Here is a 15,843-nt window from a genome sequence, read left to right as displayed (position 1 = left end):
AGAGATGGTACGGCCAATACAGCTTGCCAGCCGCGCCGTACATCGTGCCGCAGGGCACGGATCTCGCCGCCTACGGACGCACGCACGGAGGACTGGATCGCAAGTCGGACGTGTTTTTGAAAAACGGATACATCATCGTCAAGTTCAACATCGAGACGATCCGCAACAAAGACACGGACCACCCTTACCTTCAATACATCTACGCGCCGCTGAACAATCAATGGCGGATGGAAGGTTTTACCCCCGGCTACACCGATCCGTATGGTCGTTTCTTCGCGACGGAGGACGGCGATGTGATGTTTTACGATGCCGACCGTTCGTCGCGGGATGATTTTGATTCGAATCAAACGCATTAAAGGACTCAAACTTCCAAACGTTGTCTCCGTACCCAATCGGCGATAACGTTTTTTTCTTACGTGCTACAAAGTGTTACAGCTTTACGCTATACTATTTATAATCTGATGAAGGAACACATCGAGGTGAAAGTGATGCTGCTCGAAGTGGATATTGAGGAACGAAACCGATTAATTGGCAAAAATTTGAGAAAATATAGATTGTTGAAGGGCATGACGCAGGACGAGCTGGCCGAGGGGCTGTGCTCGGTGAGTCAACTCAGCAAGGTGGAGAACGGCAAGACGTACGGCAACCGGACGTTGCTCCGGCAGATGGCGCAGCGGCTCGGGGTGAGCGTGGAGCGCATCGAGGCGGTCGATCCGTTGCTGGAGGAGATGACGGAGTCGCTCCGATTGGCGAAGGATGCCACGGTAACGAACAACTACCCGATGGCGATCGAACTGGTTCGCGAGGTGGCGGTGAAGAGCCGGGAGTTCGGCTATCCGGATCTGCTGATCGAAGCGGTGTTGCAGCAGTGCAGGTTGTTGGTGTTGATGCGCGACTATCAGGCGGCGATCCGGTTGGCGGCCGACAGTTTGGCGGAGGGCATTGCCCAAAAGAAGGTGCAGGAGGTCCGGTTGCAGTATGAACTGGGCCAAGCTTATCAGATGGCAGGCAATGTGATCGCCGCGTATGACGCATATACGCGGGCGGATGAGAGCTTTGATTCGTCGGAGGAAGCGCATGATGACGATGTGTTGCTGCCCATTTTGTTCAATTTGGCGCAGTGTCATTTCTTTATGCGCAACTACCGCACGGCGTTGCGCTATGCGGAAAAGGCGGAGCTTTATGCGACGCGGCTGACCAAGTATATGTTTCGCATCCGCTTGACCTATATGAAGGCCGGATATCTCGACATGCTCGGGGAGTCGGAAAAGGCGGAAGGGATCTACCTGGAAACGTTGCGCGAGGTGAAGGACAACAAACTGCTGTTTGATGAAGCGTTGATCCTCAACTCCTTGGCGATGCTCTATAAAAAACGCCGCGAGTTTGGTCAAGCGGTGACGCATTTGCGGCGGTCGATCCAATTGCTGGAGTTGCTGCAGGACGATCAATATCTGTGCAACGCGTATCTGGACGGAGCTGCGATTCATCTCGAGATGCAGGAATTTTCCACTTCGCACGAATATGTTGACAAGGCCTTTGAAGTTGGGCGTAAAATGGGATTGAACACGTATCGTGAGAAAGCCAAGGTCTTGCACCTGCACGGTCAACTCAAGCGTGCTCAAGGTGATTTTGCAGGCTATGCGGAAGACTTGGAGCAGGCTTTGGCGATCTTGGACCAACATCACGTCTTGCTGGAGGCGCATGAGTTGGCGGTCGAGATGGCGGAGGCATTTGACGAAGCGGGGGACTCCCGCGCTTTGGAGATGTATCGCAAGGCGACGGCGTATCACAAGCGGAGTTTGGAATTTGGGATGAGGAGATGAGAGGGATGAAAAAAGCAGCTGGATTTGCTTTCGCAGCTTGTGTGCTGGCGATGGCGCTGGGGATCTTTGCAAACGTGTCGGAGCAGGCGGTCGTACAACCGCCGACACCGACGGTGATCAGCACTTCTGTTATCTAAGCGATCATGCGAATCGAAAGTCCGCTTCTTAATGAAGTGGACTTTTTTTATGGCTGAATAAAAGCATAAGAAAGAGATAAGAAATGAGAGGGGTACGAGTCGTGTTGAAGGGGACTTTGGGATGATACTTGATGAGTGGGTGATGGTCTTTTTCGGGCTGCTGAGCGCGTGCATGCTGATCTATGTCGGTTTGATGCGGCGGCAACAGTTGCGAGTGTTTTATACGGTGGCGATCTCCGCCGACTTTTATTCAGGGATTGCGAATATCATCGGCATCTCGTATGGGTTTTGGCAGCATCCGGTGCGTTGGTTTCCGAGTATTTTCAAAACTTCAATCGTCTATGATCTGCTGTTTTTTCCGGCGACGGTGGTGTTGTGGATCGCGTTGATGCCGAAAAAGCGCAGTTGGAAGATCGTGTATACGCTGGTGTACAGTGTGGTGCTCTGCCTGTTGGAGTGGCTGTTGGAGCGACAGACCAAACTGATCGATTATGGACACGGCTGGGCGATCTACAAGACGTTTTTGTTGTATTTGATGACGTATTTGATTTTCTATGGATTGTACCGATGGTTGATCAAGGAGCCGTTGTATTCACGGGACAAATAGAAGATGGGAATGTGGTATGATGTTGGCTGTAAGGGGAGGTTGACATGTGGATGAGAGCCGATTATGTGCGTTTGGAAACGGATGAGGAAAAAGCGTATTATCAGCCGCCGGCACGGGTGACGGATGAGGTCAATCCGGAGGTCGGGCGGTTTTTGGCGTTGTTGCGGGAGAGGTCCGCACCGTTTCGCCCGCTGACCGGGTGGAAGGTCGGGCGTGAGGACCTGCGCGCGGCGGCGGACGTGTTTGCGGCGACGGCCCGGGAGGTATTTCGGGTGCGGTTGTCGGTGGAGGATGAAGATCCGACGCATGTGGATGCGTTTGTTAATACATATCTGTTGGCGGATGAACTGCGTCCGCTGTTTGACGGGGCGCGAGTGAAGGAGAAACTGGCCGACCGCGAGTATGAGCGGTTTGCCAAGGTGCTGCGCGAGGCGGCGATGCCGGCGGAGGAGAGCCTGTATTATTTTCTCGGCGCGTACTGGGGTGAGTGGCTGGTGCAACATCGCGGGGCGGTGTGGATGATGCATCCGCCGTTGCAGCCGTTGCAGGCGTTTCCCGATATGATCACGGCCAACGGGACGGTCGGGCTGCTGCCTTTTTCGCAGGCGGCGCGCAAACTGGCCGATCCGGTCGGCGACACGCTGGCGTATAAGGCGGAGACGTTTGAGAAGGAGTATCTGCCGCCGTTCCCGCTGATCGCGACGCTGGCCGACCGGCAGGAGGCGACGCTGAGTTTGATGCCACAGAAGGTGCGGCAGGCGTTGGCACAGGCCAAGCGAGGGGAGGCACAGCAGGCGATGATCGGGCTGGCCGAGGCGCATGAGGAGCAACCGGACAATCTGCTGGTGCTGGGGCTGTTGCAGCAGGTGGCGTGGGAGTCGGAGCAGTGGGAAGTGGCGCATCAGTCGCTGACGTCGATGCTCCGCCAGCACCCGCATGCGCGGACGTTTTATAATCTCGGCGTGTTCTATGCCCAGTTTGAACTGCTGGAGGAGGCGGTGGAGGCGATGCGTCAGGCGGTGCTGCTTCACCCGCATTACGGGCGGGCCAAACTGACGATGTCGGCGCTGCTGGCGGAGAAGGGCGACACGGGGTTGGCGAAAGCGATTTTGCAGGAACTGTTGACGGAGGCGTATGATTCGGCGATTCAGGAAGAGGCGCAGACGTTGCTGTTGCAGGTGGAGGACATCGAGCGAAGCGGGCGATGAGGAGAATCGTTTTTCTCTGAATTTGGTACGCTAGGGGCAGACGCTTTTCGAGTGAGGAGGTCTGTCGCCGATGAGGGGAACAAAGCGTGTGCTCTGCGGGTTGATGGCGGCGTGCTGGCTGGCGGGCACGATGCCCGCAGCGGCGGCCAGACCGGAGATAGCAGGGCTGCAAGTGCCGGTGATGTGTCAAAAGCCGGAGCTGTACAACGGCTGTGAGGTGACGTCGCTGGCGATGATGTTGCGGCATGCGGGTCAGCCGGTGAGCAAGATGGAACTGGCCGCACAGCTGCGCAAGGATCTGACGCCGGAAGTGCGCGACGGACAAGGGCGCACGCTGTCGTGGGGCGATCCGAATCGCGGGTTTGTCGGCGATATCACGGGACGTTTGCGCGGGTACGGCGTGTATCACGGGCCGGTGCGCGATCTGTTGGAGGCGAGGATGCCGGGAAAGGCGGTCGATCTGACCGGCAGTCCGTTTGAGACGCTGCTCGATACGGTGGCGGCGGGACGGCCGGTGGTGGTGTGGACGACGACGCAGTTTCGCGTGCCGGCGGCGTGGGTGTATTGGCGCGGTCCGGACGGGACGGTCAAGGCGACGTTCAGCGAGCACGCGGTGTTGCTGGTCGGCTACGGGCCGCAGACGGTGACGGTGAACGATCCGCTGACGTGCTCGGTGCGGCAGGTGGATCGGGCGAGTTTTCGACGCAGTTGGGAAGGGATGGGTGCACAGGCGGTGACGTATCGGTAACGGTCTGGTATCCTATCTCTGAAGGAGATGGAAAAGATGACATCGTTTGCTACATATAATCTGCCTGCTTATCAACTGGCCGCTCTGGAGCGGGCGGGCATCGCGTCGCCGACGCCGGTGCAGGATCAGGCGATCCCGAAAATACAGGAAGGCCGCGACGTGGTCTCGCAGGCTCCGACCGGGTCGGGCAAGACGCTCGCGTATCTGTTGCCGCTGATCCAGCGCATCGACCCGGACAAGCGGGATCTGCAAGTGTTGATCCTGGCACCGAGCCGCGAGCTCGCGGTGCAGATCGAGGCGGAGGCGCGCCGGTATACGGAAGGCAGTGAGGTCCGCACGCAGGCGTTGCCGGGCGGGGCGAACATCGACCGTCAGATCGAGAAACTGCGGGAAAAGCCCCATCTCGTGGTGGCGACGCCAGGGCGTCTGCTGGAGATCATCAAGCGCAAGAAGATCAAGGTGCATGAGGTGAAGTCGATCACGGTCGATGAGGTCGATCAGATGATCGAGCTCGGCTTTGTCGAGGATGTGGAGACGATCATCAACTCGACGCTGCGTGACCGCCAGTTGCTGTTCTTCTCGGCGACGGTGTCGGCGGAGGCGAAGAAGATCGCGCTGAAATGGATGCGTCATCCGGTCGAGGTGAAGGCGGGCCTTGGCGAGCATTCCGGGCGGATCGAGCACGTGTGGTTCGGCACGGGCAAGCAGGACAAGGCGGACACGCTGCGCCGCCTGGTGCGGGCGTATGACGCGAAGAAGGCGATTGTGTTTGTGAATGAGCCGGATCGCGTGTGGTGGCTGGTGCATGAGATGCGCAAGCTCGGACTGACGGCGGAAGGGCTGCACGGCGAAGCGGCGAAGATCCAGCGCGAACAGGCGATGAACGGATTTCGCGACGGGAAGTTTGAGCTGCTGATCGCAAGCGATCTGGCCGCACGGGGCATCGATGTGGAGGGCGTGACGCACGTGTTCCACTTCGACCCGGCGGCCGATGTGGATGCGTATGTGCACCGCTCCGGCCGCACGGGACGCGGCACGCAGTCGGGCACGTCGGTGTCGATTGTCGCGCCGGAGGAGAAGTTTATCCTGCGCAAGTTCGAAAAGGCGCTCGACATCAAGATCTGGGCCAAGCAGATCGACCAAGGCAAGATCACGAAAAAGCGCATCCCGTCCCCGACCGCAAAGGAAGCGCCGAAGTCGAAGCAAAAGGCAAAGGCGTCCTCGAAGTCGAAGGGGAAGCCGAAGAAGTAGGAAAAGAAACGCCTCCTTGTGAGGCGTTTTTTTGATAGAATAGAGGGAGAGTTTTATTTCGTGTGTCGAATAGATGGGAGACTCGGTTCGATGAATCCTGCCATTTCCTATAAAATGCTCTGGCTGATCTGTCTCGCGCATCTGATCAATGATGCGGTGACGGCGATTGTGCCGGGGTTGTTGCCGGTGTTTCAGGAGTCGATGGATCTGAATTACGCACAGCTTGGCGTGATCGTGCTGGTGTCGACGATTGCGGCGACGTTGTTGCAGCCGTTTATCGGGATCGTCGCCGATCAGAAGCCGATGCCGTACCTTCTGCCGTTCGGGGCGGCGCTGACTTGTGTCGGTGTGGTCGGGCTGTCGGTGACGGAGAGCTACGGGTCGCTGTTGACGATGGCTGGTCTCATCGGCATCGGCTCGGCTGTGTTTCACCCGGAAGCCTCCCGGGCGGCGAGCATGGCGGCCGGGCCGAAGAAGGGGCTCGGGCAGTCGATTTTTCAGATCGGGGGCAATTTTGGTCAGTCCATCGGCCCGCTGATGATCGCGTGGGTGTTTCTCCCGTTCGGCCAGCAAGGTGCGCTGGGATTTGCCGTGTTGCCGCTGCTCGCCATCGTGACCTTGCTGGTCATCGCCCGCTGGTACCTGGCGACGACAGCCGCCTCCCGTGCGGCGAAGAAGATGGCAGCCGCTGTCACAGCCGCTCCTGCCAGGTACGGCGCGTTGACGCTGCTCGTGGTCGTGGTGGTGCTGCGCTCGTGGATTCAGAGCGGGGTGGCGAGCTTTCTGCCGCTCTATCTGATCAACGACCTCGGCTACAGCGTGGAGACGGCGCAGTATTTCACGTTTCTGTTTCTGTTTGCAGGCGTGATCGGCACGTTTGTCGGCGGGATGATGTCCGACTATGTGTCGCGCAAAAAGATCGTGTTGTTTGCGATGTGGGGATCGATTCCGTTCACGCTGTTGATGCCTCACTTGGACGGGCTGTGGCTGTACGTCGATGTGTTTCTCGTCGGGCTGATCTCCCTGTCCTCCTTTGCGGTGACGGTGGTGTACGCCCAACAGCTCGTGCCGGGCAAAATCGGCTTTGTCTCCGGCCTCGTGATCGGCTTTGCCGTCGGTGCAGGCGGCGTCGGTGCGTCGTTCATGGGGATGTTTGCCGATCAGCTCGGCATCGTGCGCGTGATCGAAGGGCTGGCGTTGTTCCCTGTGCTCGGCGTGTTGCTCGGCTGGTGGCTGCCGGGCATGGCCTCGAAACCGGCTCCGCTCCAAGCGACGGGGACGTTGGCGAACTGAAGATTTGGTGAATGGGAAAAGACGCTGAAAAGGCGTCTTTTTCCTTACTTTTTTCTGTCGAAATACGATAGAATCAGTAGGGTATGAGAGGATGGGAGGGAAGTGTCCGTGCGGGATGCTTTGCATGATTTTCATGAGCGAATGAAAAATATCGCCGGGTTCTGGCCGCTGTTTCGGCTGCGCGAGTTGCGGAAGTATCAGGAGTTCGATCTGCTCGCGCTCGGCGTCGGCGTCCTCCTGCTGATCTTGGAGCATATGCTGGTCGGGCGTCTGGAGTCGGATCACAACGACGTCGCCCGGTTTTTGCAAAAGACGATTGAGGAGAGCTACGGTCAACGCCTCGGCGAAGAGGAGGCGCGCGATCTGGCCGCGTATCTGCTGGCTGCGCTGCGCAACGACGGACGGGCGTTTGAGTTTACCTATAAAAATTTGCAGACCAATGAAGATGACAGACACGTGTTTCATCTGATCGAAAACGGCACCTATCACGTCGCCTCCGGGCAGATCCGCTTTAAACTGTCGGACGGCGGGCTGGATCTGCTGTTCAAGACGCGGGAGATGTACAAGGAACTGCGGATCACGATCTCGCAGATCCTGCTCCGTCAGCAGATCGAGAAGGGCGTGTTCGAAGATGCGATGAGCACCGTCGCCGCGCTCGGCCTCGATGTGCGCCAGTTGCGCGAGGAGATCGAACGGATGAAGATGTCGATCAAGCGCGACGTGTCGCAGTTTTCGTTGCCCAAATATGAAGCGATGCTCTCGGCGATCCGCGAGCAATTTCAAAAGGAAAAGCAGATGTTCGACGAGCTGAACAATCTGCTGCGCGAGACGCGCGACAACTACGAAGCGCGTCGCGAGGGCGAGCAGGAGCAGCGGGCGTTGAACCAACTGGTGGAACTGGCGCAGCGGCTGAACACGGTCATCAACCTGCACAACAAACTGCTGGCCGACAAGCTCGACCTGCAGGAGATGGTGCTGGAGGCGCTGGAGGAAGGCATCGTGTCGGGATTCCGGTCGAAGGTCAATTTTGAGCGGGAGTTTCTCGACCCGGTCCTTCGCGAGCAGACGTCGCTCGACAATGTGAAGCGGCTGATCGAGCCGCTGTTCTCGCTGAACATCCGCAAGCGGTTTAACATCCACCGGGCGTTTGCCCCGCAGGTCGTGCAGGTGCAACTGGAGGAGACGGAAAAGGTCGAGCCGGACCTGCCGACGGAGGAGACGGAGACGTCGCCGGATGATCCGAAGGTGAAATATAAACAGATTCGCGATGGGCGATTTACCGATTATCTCAAGATGGTGTTCGAGCCGATGCTGTCCGAGCAGACGCTGACGTTGCATGAGATGCTGCAAGCTTTGCCGCCGGAGCGGCTGTATGACGTGGTGAATGCGCGGGATTTCTATCCGTTCCTCGTGCAGTTGCATCAGATGAGCCCGGTCAATTTCCAGATGGATCAGGAGACGCGGGCGAAGATTCTGGACTCGGATGAGACGAATCTGCCTTATCTGCTCGTGCAACTGTTGAACGAGATGCCGGAGCTGGAGGTGCTCGGCACGGTCGAGATCTCGGTGGCGCACGGCGATCCGCCGCAGACGCTGCAACTGGCGGACGAGGCAGGCTGGACGGTGTCGAACTTCCGATTCTATAAGGAGGGGCTGTATGTATAGCAAAGAGAGCGTCGAGCGCGCCCTGCAACTGTTCATTCGCCTGTTGGAGAAAGGCGAGACGGATGAGAAGGATCGCGATCTCGTATTTGCCTATAAAGAAGACCCCGCCGCGCAGGAGATCGTTGCGCAGATGATCGAGAAAGAGGCGGGGATCAAGATCCTCGGCGTCGGTGATAAATTGTACGTCACGCCGCATCTGGACAATCGCGTGTTCGGGTATACGAACGATGAACTGCGTGTAAAACTCGGCCTCCGAAGCGACAATGTGCCGATGGGGTTGAAGTTGTATCTGTGCTATTTTGTGATCCTCGCAACGCTGGCGATGTTTTACAACTCGGAGGATATGAATACGAAAGTGCGCCAGTATGTGCCGATCGAGGAGCTGGAGCAGTATATCACGGAGAAACTGCACATGCTCGGCACCGGCGACTACGGGCAGTATCTGTCGGCGGAGCATGAGTTCAATTTTGCCACGGTGGCGGAGCACTGGCACTCGATGCCGGCGTTTGACGAGACGCTGACCAATCAGCGGGCCGGGCACAAAGCGCGGGTCAGCTATATCTTGAAAGTCTGGGGCTTCCTGGAGGAAGAGGGGCTGGCGAAGGTCGCCGTCGACGCGGAGATCCACCCGACCGACAAGCTCGACCATATGGTGCGCAAGTATTACGCGCATCAAAAGCGCAAGGACGAGCTGTTGTCCCTGATCCAGCAGAAGGAGATTTTCTATGCCTAGCATCAATCGAATCCGACTGGTCAATATCCAGTATGACAAAGGCGGCAAGCAGTACGCCGACGAGCTGTTTCGTCTGCACGGCAAAAACTCGCTGCTGAACCTCGCCAACGGCGGCGGCAAGACGCTGTGGCTGCAACTGGTCATGCAGGCGGCGTTGCCGGGCGCGGTGATGGGGTCGCGACGGATGGTCGACCTGCTGGCTCATGAGCGGTACACCGGGCATATCCTCGTGGAATGGAAGCTCGATACGTTTGGCGAGCGGGAGTTTTTGCTGACCGGGATGTGCTTTACGAAGGCGGCCGATGAGGAAGGCGAGCTGAAATATTTCACCTACGTCTATCCTTACAAGATCGCCGATGAGCTCGGGATCGCCAAGATGCCGCTCGTGAACGACGGACGGGTGATCTCGTATCAGGACTTTTATCAGATGTTGCGCAAAGAGTCGAAGGTGCAGACGTTCTCGCAGCATGACCGGCGCAAGTATATCCAGCATATCGCTCAGTACCACATCTATGAGAAAGAGTGGCTGGCGATCCGCACGACGAACGGGTCGGAGGGCGGGATGGACGGATTTTTCGCCCGCTCGAAGACGGAGCAGACCCTGCTGGAAAACCTGCTGATCCCGACGGTGGATCAGGCGATCTTCCAAGACGATGCGGAGAAGCAAGATCTGGCGCATTCATTTTTGAAATACAAGGACAAGCTGCTGCGCATCCCGCAGATCGAGAAAAATCTGGAGGAGTTCCACCTGATCGAAGAGTCGGGCCGCTCGGTGGTCGACCGCGTGGCGGCGTACTCCGACTCGCGGGTGCAGAAGGCGGCGCTGGAAGGGCAGTTGGCGGCGCTGAAGGGCTTGCTCGCGGAGATGGTCACGGAGCGCGAGGAGGAAGCGACGGCGCTCGATGAGGTCGTGCAGGTGCTCCTCTCGCAGATCCGCGAAGAGGAGTACAAGCAGGCGTCGCTCGACGTGAACGTGCTGCAGGCGGAACTGCGCGAGGGGGAGCAGAAGACCTCGGCGATGGCGGTGCAGGAGCAGGAGCTCGCCGACGCGGAAGTGGAAGCGGAGGCCAACGTGCGGCTGTACCGGGCGGTGCCGAAGTATCTGCAGATCAAGGAGCTCGAAAAGCGGCTGGCTCGCGACAACGAGACGCTGTCCGGGCTGGATAAGCAGAACGAGGACTTGATCGACGAGCTGAACCGGTTGAAGGGGCAGTTTCTCACGCTCTGGCAGGAGCGGCAGGATGTGCTCAAGGCCGACCATGAGAGCAAAAAGACGGAGAGCCTGAACTGGAAGCAAGTCGAGGCGCAGGCGGAGAAGGAGATCGGCCGTCTCGCCGCCGCTTTGAACGAGCTGAGCACGACGAGCGGCGAGTTGAACTCGTGGTTCAAGCAGTATGAGAAACAAAGACAGGCGGTTCGCGACGCGCTCGGCTCGGCGGCCGATGAGATCGTGGACAATCCGGTGCCGGAGCGGGACAACCTGCGCTGGCAAGAGATCGAAGCGACGAACGCGATCCGGGAGGCGGAGCAGGGCATCGAGTCCCGCGAGCAAGAGATCGAGCAGGTGCAGAGCGACGCGGAGAAGGAGAAAGATGCTCTGCGCGTCGTGAAGCGGGACAAGGAAAAGCTCGAAGGTAAGATCGAGGAGTTTGCCAAGGCGAAGGAGAAGATGCAGGCCCGGCTGTCGCTGCTCGATCTGGAGCGCGCCGACCTGCACGGCTCGCGGGCGGAACTGGAGCTGCGGCTGACGGAAAAGCGGGAAGGCTATGCGGCGGAGTACGGTCGCCATGCCGGGCAGAAGAGCGCGTTGGAGGAAAAACGCAAGCTGCTGGCCGACAGCGATCATTATGTGCCGAGCCGGGATCTGCTCCATTTCCAACAGGTGTTGGCCGACTGGGGCATCGAGTCGGTCCCCGGTTCCCAGTGGTTGCAGGAGCGGGAGCCGGAAGAGCGCGAGTCGTGGGTCCGGTCGCACCCGGAGTTGCCGTATGCGCTGCTGCTGACAGACGCGGATCTGATGAAACTGCGCGATCCGCGATTGGACTGGGAAGGCGTGCAGCTCGAGAGCTTGATCCCGCTGTTGCCGCTGGCTGTGTTTGCGTCGGCTGGAGTTGCGGCTGCGGAAGTGGCGGCGACGTCGGCTGTGGAAACTGCGCAGGCTGGCGGGCAGTTGCTGGCTCTCGGCAATGACGGGGCGGCGTTTGTCGGCTTTCACGGCGGGTATCGCTCGTTTCTGTCCTCGGAGGTGCTGGACCGCCGCCGGGAAGCGCTCGACCGCGAGCTGATGGAGATCGCGGAGAAGATGGACGTGGTGGAAAAGTCGCGACGTCACATCGAGCAGGTCGCCGACGATCTGGTCCGATATTTTGAGCAATACGGGAAAGATCCGCTCGCCGGCTGGGAGACGAAGCGTGATGCGCTGGAGCTGAAGCGGAAAGAGAAGGAAGCGGAGCTCGCCGGGTATGCGACCCGCATCACCGAACTGCGTGCGGAGATCGTCGAGACGAAGAAGGCGATCAAGGAGCGGCAGGACGAGCTGGAAGTCCTTCGTGAAAAACTGCGGCTGCTCGATCCGTTTGCGACGCTGGCTGCGGAGAAAAAGGACAAGGAAGCGGAGCGTCGCGAGCAGCAGGAACTGGAGCAAGAGCTGAAAGCGGCGCAGACGAAAGCGACCAAGTCCCGCCAGGAAGCCCGCGAGCAGGAAGATCGCCTGTTGCCGGCGATGTTTGCGCTGGAGGCCGAGCTGACGGCGTTGCAGAAGGAGTATGAGCAGTATATCGGCTCGTCGGCGGCGGGGGAGGCGGTCGTGGCGATCCCGGCGGACGAAGGTCTGACCTATGACACGGTGCAGGGCAAACTGGAGTCGCTGACCGATCTGCTGTCCCAAAAGTCGGTCGGCCGCGATGAACTGGTGCGCCTGATCCAGACGCATGAAGAGTCGATCCGGGAAAATCGCGCCTACATCGCCGAGCAGAAGATCGAGGACGAGCAACTGAGCGCGTTCCAAGCCGCTCCTCCGGCGTCCGAACTGGCTTACTGGGAAGCTCGTCTCACCGAGGCGAAAGACGAGCGCAAGGCGGTGGAGAAAGAGCGCACCGCTCTGTTGTCCGAGCTGAAGAAGACGGAAGGCAAGATCGAGACGGAAGAGAAGAAGGTCAAGAAAGACTATGACCGTCCGGCGTATGACTTTGGCGCGGAGGTCGATCTCGCGGCGGAGAAGGAGCGTTTGAAAGAGACGCTCCACGATCTCTGGACGCAGCGCAAATCAAACGAGGGCGCGTTGGCGGAGACGAAGAAATCGTACGACGAAGCCAAGACGCAGTTGCAGAAAGTGGAGACGCTTCTGTCGGCGTTTGCCATCGAGTGCGAGCCGCTCGAGCTGCCCGAGGATCGCCTGAAAAAGCTGCGTCAGGAGCCGGGCTCGGTGGTGACGGAGCTCGACAAGGCGCTCTCGAAGACGACGAAGGCGACTGAGGAACGTCGCCGTGAGTTGGATGATGAGTTTTACCGCTTTGAGCGTTCGATTGATAAATATGAGTCGAAGATCGTGCAGAAGTTCATCCGCTCGGTGATCGATTCGAAGACGGAAGGCGACATGTACGACATCGAGCAGGTGCGGCCGGTGTTTGAGAAGTGCTTTGAGATGATGAAGCTCTACATCGAAAAGGCGCATCTGGAACGCGAGGAGCTGGAAGAGGCCAAGGAAGAGCTGGTCCACCGCTGCCTGCAACATGCCGAGCGCGTGTACGACAACCTGAAATCGATCGCGCAGTACACCAAGATCGACTATCGCGGCAAAAAGGTGCAGGCGATCGACATCCAGCTCAAGGAGAAATGGGAGTCGCCGGTCGGCCTGCGCATGATGAGCCAGTATCTGCATGCGCTGACGGAGGAACTGCAGGCGAAGGTGAGCAAACAGGAGGATGAAGATGAGATCGAGAAGTGGCTGACGTTGAAGCTCTCCTCGAAGCATCTGCTCAACGTCGTCGCTCCCATCGGAGAAGCGCGGATCAAGGTGTTCAAGCCGCAGCAGGTGCCAGGTGAGAAGACCCGCTACGACCACTGGTCGGAGATCATGAAGTGGTCGGGCGGCGAGCAATACACCGGTTGCTTTGCGATGTTCATCGCCGTGCTGTCCTACCTGCGGGCCAAAATGTCGGGCATCGAGAACGCCTCCAAGGTGCTGCTCGCCGACAACCCGTTCGGCGTGGTCTCGTCGCCGCATCTCCTGCAGGTGATCTTCAAACTGGCGCAGGCGAACCGCGTACAGATGATCTGCCTCTCCGACCACAACAAACAGTCGATCTACGACCTGTTCGAAGTGGTCTACTCCCTCAAGCTCGTCCCGGCCCTCGGCCGCTCCGTGATCCAATCCACGGAACGCCGCCCGGAGAGCGTGATGGAGGCCGGCTTCTACGAGATCGACTTCGATCAAGAAGTCGAAACGGAGCAGAAGTCGTTGCTGTTGGAATAGTGAGCAGGTAAAAGAAAAAGTGCCAGCCCCATAGAGGGGCGGCACTTTTTTGTTTACACAGCCGGGATCGCCAAACGTTTCAACGCTTGTTGCACGTTCAGGTACGCCTCGATGCGGGAGAAGTCCAAGCCGATGCCGACGGCCGTTTGGGCCAGTTCGGGGCGGATGCCGGTGAGGACGACGTGGATGCCGATCAAGCGCAGGACGTTGTAGATCTTGAACAGGTGGTCGGTGACGTAGGAGTCGATCACCTGAATGCCGGACAGATCGATGATCAACGTATTGAGATGCAACTCGGAGATGCGCGGGATCACATTTTTATGGATGTGCGCCGCCCGGTAGGAGTCGATGGAGCCGATCAACGGCAGGATCGCAATGCCTTTGTGGATCGGGACGATCGGCGCCGACAGGGAGGTGGCTTCTTCGTACGCTTCTTGTATCTTTTTCTCTTTATAATAATCGTGTGCCTTGACCGTCTGATTGATCGCGATGTCGAGCGTGTAGTTGATCCGCTCGTTGATCGTCAGGACCTCATGCAGCGGCAGGTCATGTTGGATGGAGAGGTCTCCGATGTATCGGATAAAAGCGGAACGGATGCTCGGGAGCACCTGCAGTGTCTCGTCCAGTTTCTCGCCGCGGTTGGCCGCGTCCTCGCCCAGGGCGGAGCTCCAGCTCACGACCTCGTCAAAGATCTCGCTCGTCGGGTGGATGAGCGCCTTGCCCATCAGTTCGACCAAGATACCGAATGTGTGCGTGCTGCGGTCGATTTCTTCCTGGACCAGCGTTTCGATGTCTACTTGAAGGTCGGTCAAGATCTTATGGGTGATCTCAGCACCGACCCGCTCTTTTTCCCGGATCAGGTAGGCCGATACGTTCTCAATGGGACTCAAATCAGTCTCCTCCTCCTCGACAATAAAAAGCCTGCTGGTATCTAGCGTATTACAGTCCAACCTCAATTAAAACACGCGAGTTTACACAACGTCCAGTTCAAATAAATAAAAAAGGCTCCCTACTTGTGCAGGGGGCCTTGGTTTTTAAGTCGGGCGACACGCTCTTCACGGGTGAGGCGAGGGCAGGTGACGCAAGAGCTTTTTTCTTGACCGGGCATCTGATTCCAGAGGCAACAGGTGTGACGGACGCGCACGCAGGTGTCCTCGCCGACCTCGGGGAGGGCGACCATGTCGTACGTGTTGGACAGGGCCGCGCCGTAGCCGATGGAGTTCATCACGGCGTGCCGGTCGCTCAGCGCAAAGGCGCGCATGTGCGGGCGACCGATCAGCTCTTCGTCGTAGAGCCAAGCGCAGAAGTTGCCGATGTTGCCCCACATGACCTTCGGCGAGAGGCCGACGGTCGAGGTGATGTGGTAGATCAACTGGAACATGTTGTGCTCGAACATCGCTTCAAAGACGTATTTGCGCAACTGGCGGGTGTCTTTGACCTGCGTCCAGCCGGTCGTGTCGATCTCCGGGAAGATCGCGAGCAGCCGCTCCGTGTAGACCAGCGGCACGTCGCTCTGACGCAGCAGAATGCCCGCAGGCAGCCCGTCTTCCAACACGAGCTCCGTCGAGTCGCTGTCGGCGAGCAGTCCCACGCCCACCGAGGTCATCAGCGTGAGGATCGAAGCGAGCAGCTTGGAAGCGTAGCGCTTTTGGAACAGGGAGGCGGCTGCGATCCGGTTGTCAGTGCCAAGCCGCGCTGCGACGCGGTCGATCATCGCGGTCAGGCCTTCCTCGGTCAGAAGCGTCGCGACCGGGATCGACTCCATGCCCGCAGGCGCGTGCTGCAGATAGAGCGGGAGATACATGTCTCGCTCGTGCAGTTTGTCGCACAGGCGTTGCAGTTCCAACATGTGCAATTGACCCCCTTGTTCACGATCGAGCAAAACGTTCATCTCTCTCCCTCTC

At 58.6% G+C, this 15,843-nt stretch carries 12 protein-coding genes and 1 pseudogene; 11 read left to right on the top strand and 2 right to left on the bottom strand.

What is annotated here, in order from left to right; genetic code table 11:
- From OS242_RS15125 to OS242_RS15075, 11 genes and pseudogenes are all read left to right on the top strand, one after another.
- Window positions 1-356: pseudogene (locus OS242_RS15125) on the top strand (DUF5704 domain-containing protein); the annotation flags it as partial.
- Between the two features lie 105 nt (window positions 357-461).
- Window positions 462-1,823: a helix-turn-helix domain-containing protein gene (locus OS242_RS15120; RefSeq protein ID WP_323372960.1), complete on the top strand. Its 1,362-nt coding sequence runs from the start codon at window positions 462-464 to the stop codon at window positions 1,821-1,823.
- Between the two features lie 5 nt (window positions 1,824-1,828).
- Window positions 1,829-1,960 carry a hypothetical protein gene (locus tag OS242_RS15115; protein ID WP_267152523.1) on the top strand — a complete coding sequence of 44 codons (132 nt, stop codon included), beginning with the start codon at window positions 1,829-1,831 and terminating at the stop codon, window positions 1,958-1,960.
- A 121-nt stretch (window positions 1,961-2,081) separates the two neighbouring features.
- The gene (locus tag OS242_RS15110) at window positions 2,082-2,567 is read left to right on the top strand and encodes a CBO0543 family protein (RefSeq protein ID WP_267152522.1); all 486 of its coding nucleotides are present in this window, start codon (window positions 2,082-2,084) and stop codon (window positions 2,565-2,567) included.
- 50 nt (window positions 2,568-2,617) lie between these two features.
- A complete protein-coding gene (locus OS242_RS15105; protein WP_267152521.1) occupies window positions 2,618-3,775 on the top strand; it encodes a tetratricopeptide repeat protein in 1,158 nt (385 codons plus the stop codon).
- 70 nt (window positions 3,776-3,845) lie between these two features.
- On the top strand, window positions 3,846-4,523 hold the full coding sequence (locus tag OS242_RS15100; RefSeq protein WP_267152520.1) for a C39 family peptidase: 678 nt from the start codon (window positions 3,846-3,848) through the stop codon (window positions 4,521-4,523).
- Between the two features lie 36 nt (window positions 4,524-4,559).
- Entirely contained in the window at window positions 4,560-5,774 is a 1,215-nt protein-coding gene (locus OS242_RS15095; protein ID WP_267152519.1) for a DEAD/DEAH box helicase, read from the top strand.
- 90 nt (window positions 5,775-5,864) lie between these two features.
- Window positions 5,865-7,067, top strand: a complete 1,203-nt coding sequence (locus tag OS242_RS15090; protein WP_267152518.1) for an MFS transporter — start codon at window positions 5,865-5,867, stop codon at window positions 7,065-7,067.
- Between the two features lie 108 nt (window positions 7,068-7,175).
- Window positions 7,176-8,732 (top strand): hypothetical protein, encoded by a 1,557-nt coding sequence (locus OS242_RS15085; RefSeq protein ID WP_267152517.1) that lies wholly within the window; start codon window positions 7,176-7,178, stop codon window positions 8,730-8,732.
- A complete protein-coding gene (locus OS242_RS15080) occupies window positions 8,725-9,465 on the top strand; it encodes a DUF6063 family protein (RefSeq protein WP_267152516.1) in 741 nt (246 codons plus the stop codon). Before OS242_RS15085 ends, OS242_RS15080 begins: the two co-directional genes overlap by 8 nt.
- A complete protein-coding gene (locus OS242_RS15075) occupies window positions 9,458-13,939 on the top strand; it encodes a coiled-coil domain-containing protein (RefSeq protein ID WP_267152515.1) in 4,482 nt (1,493 codons plus the stop codon). Before OS242_RS15080 ends, OS242_RS15075 begins: the two co-directional genes overlap by 8 nt.
- Before the next feature lie 53 nt (window positions 13,940-13,992).
- On the opposite strand, the gene OS242_RS15070 is transcribed toward OS242_RS15075, so the two are convergent.
- Both OS242_RS15070 and OS242_RS15065 read right to left on the bottom strand, forming a co-directional pair.
- Window positions 13,993-14,829, bottom strand: coding sequence for an STAS domain-containing protein (locus tag OS242_RS15070; protein WP_267152514.1), 837 nt, complete (start codon window positions 14,827-14,829; stop codon window positions 13,993-13,995).
- Between the two features lie 119 nt (window positions 14,830-14,948).
- Entirely contained in the window at window positions 14,949-15,788 is an 840-nt protein-coding gene (locus OS242_RS15065) for an IucA/IucC family C-terminal-domain containing protein (RefSeq protein ID WP_267152513.1), read from the bottom strand.
- Between the last annotated feature and the right edge of the window lie 55 nt (window positions 15,789-15,843).

Origin of the sequence: Tumebacillus lacus (assembly GCF_026410385.1) — a bacterium.
GTDB classification, from domain to species: Bacteria; Bacillota; Bacilli; order Tumebacillales; family Tumebacillaceae; genus Tumebacillus; species Tumebacillus lacus.
The sequence above is the reverse complement of the archived record's forward strand: the minus strand, read 5'-3'. Positions and strand labels throughout refer to the sequence as shown.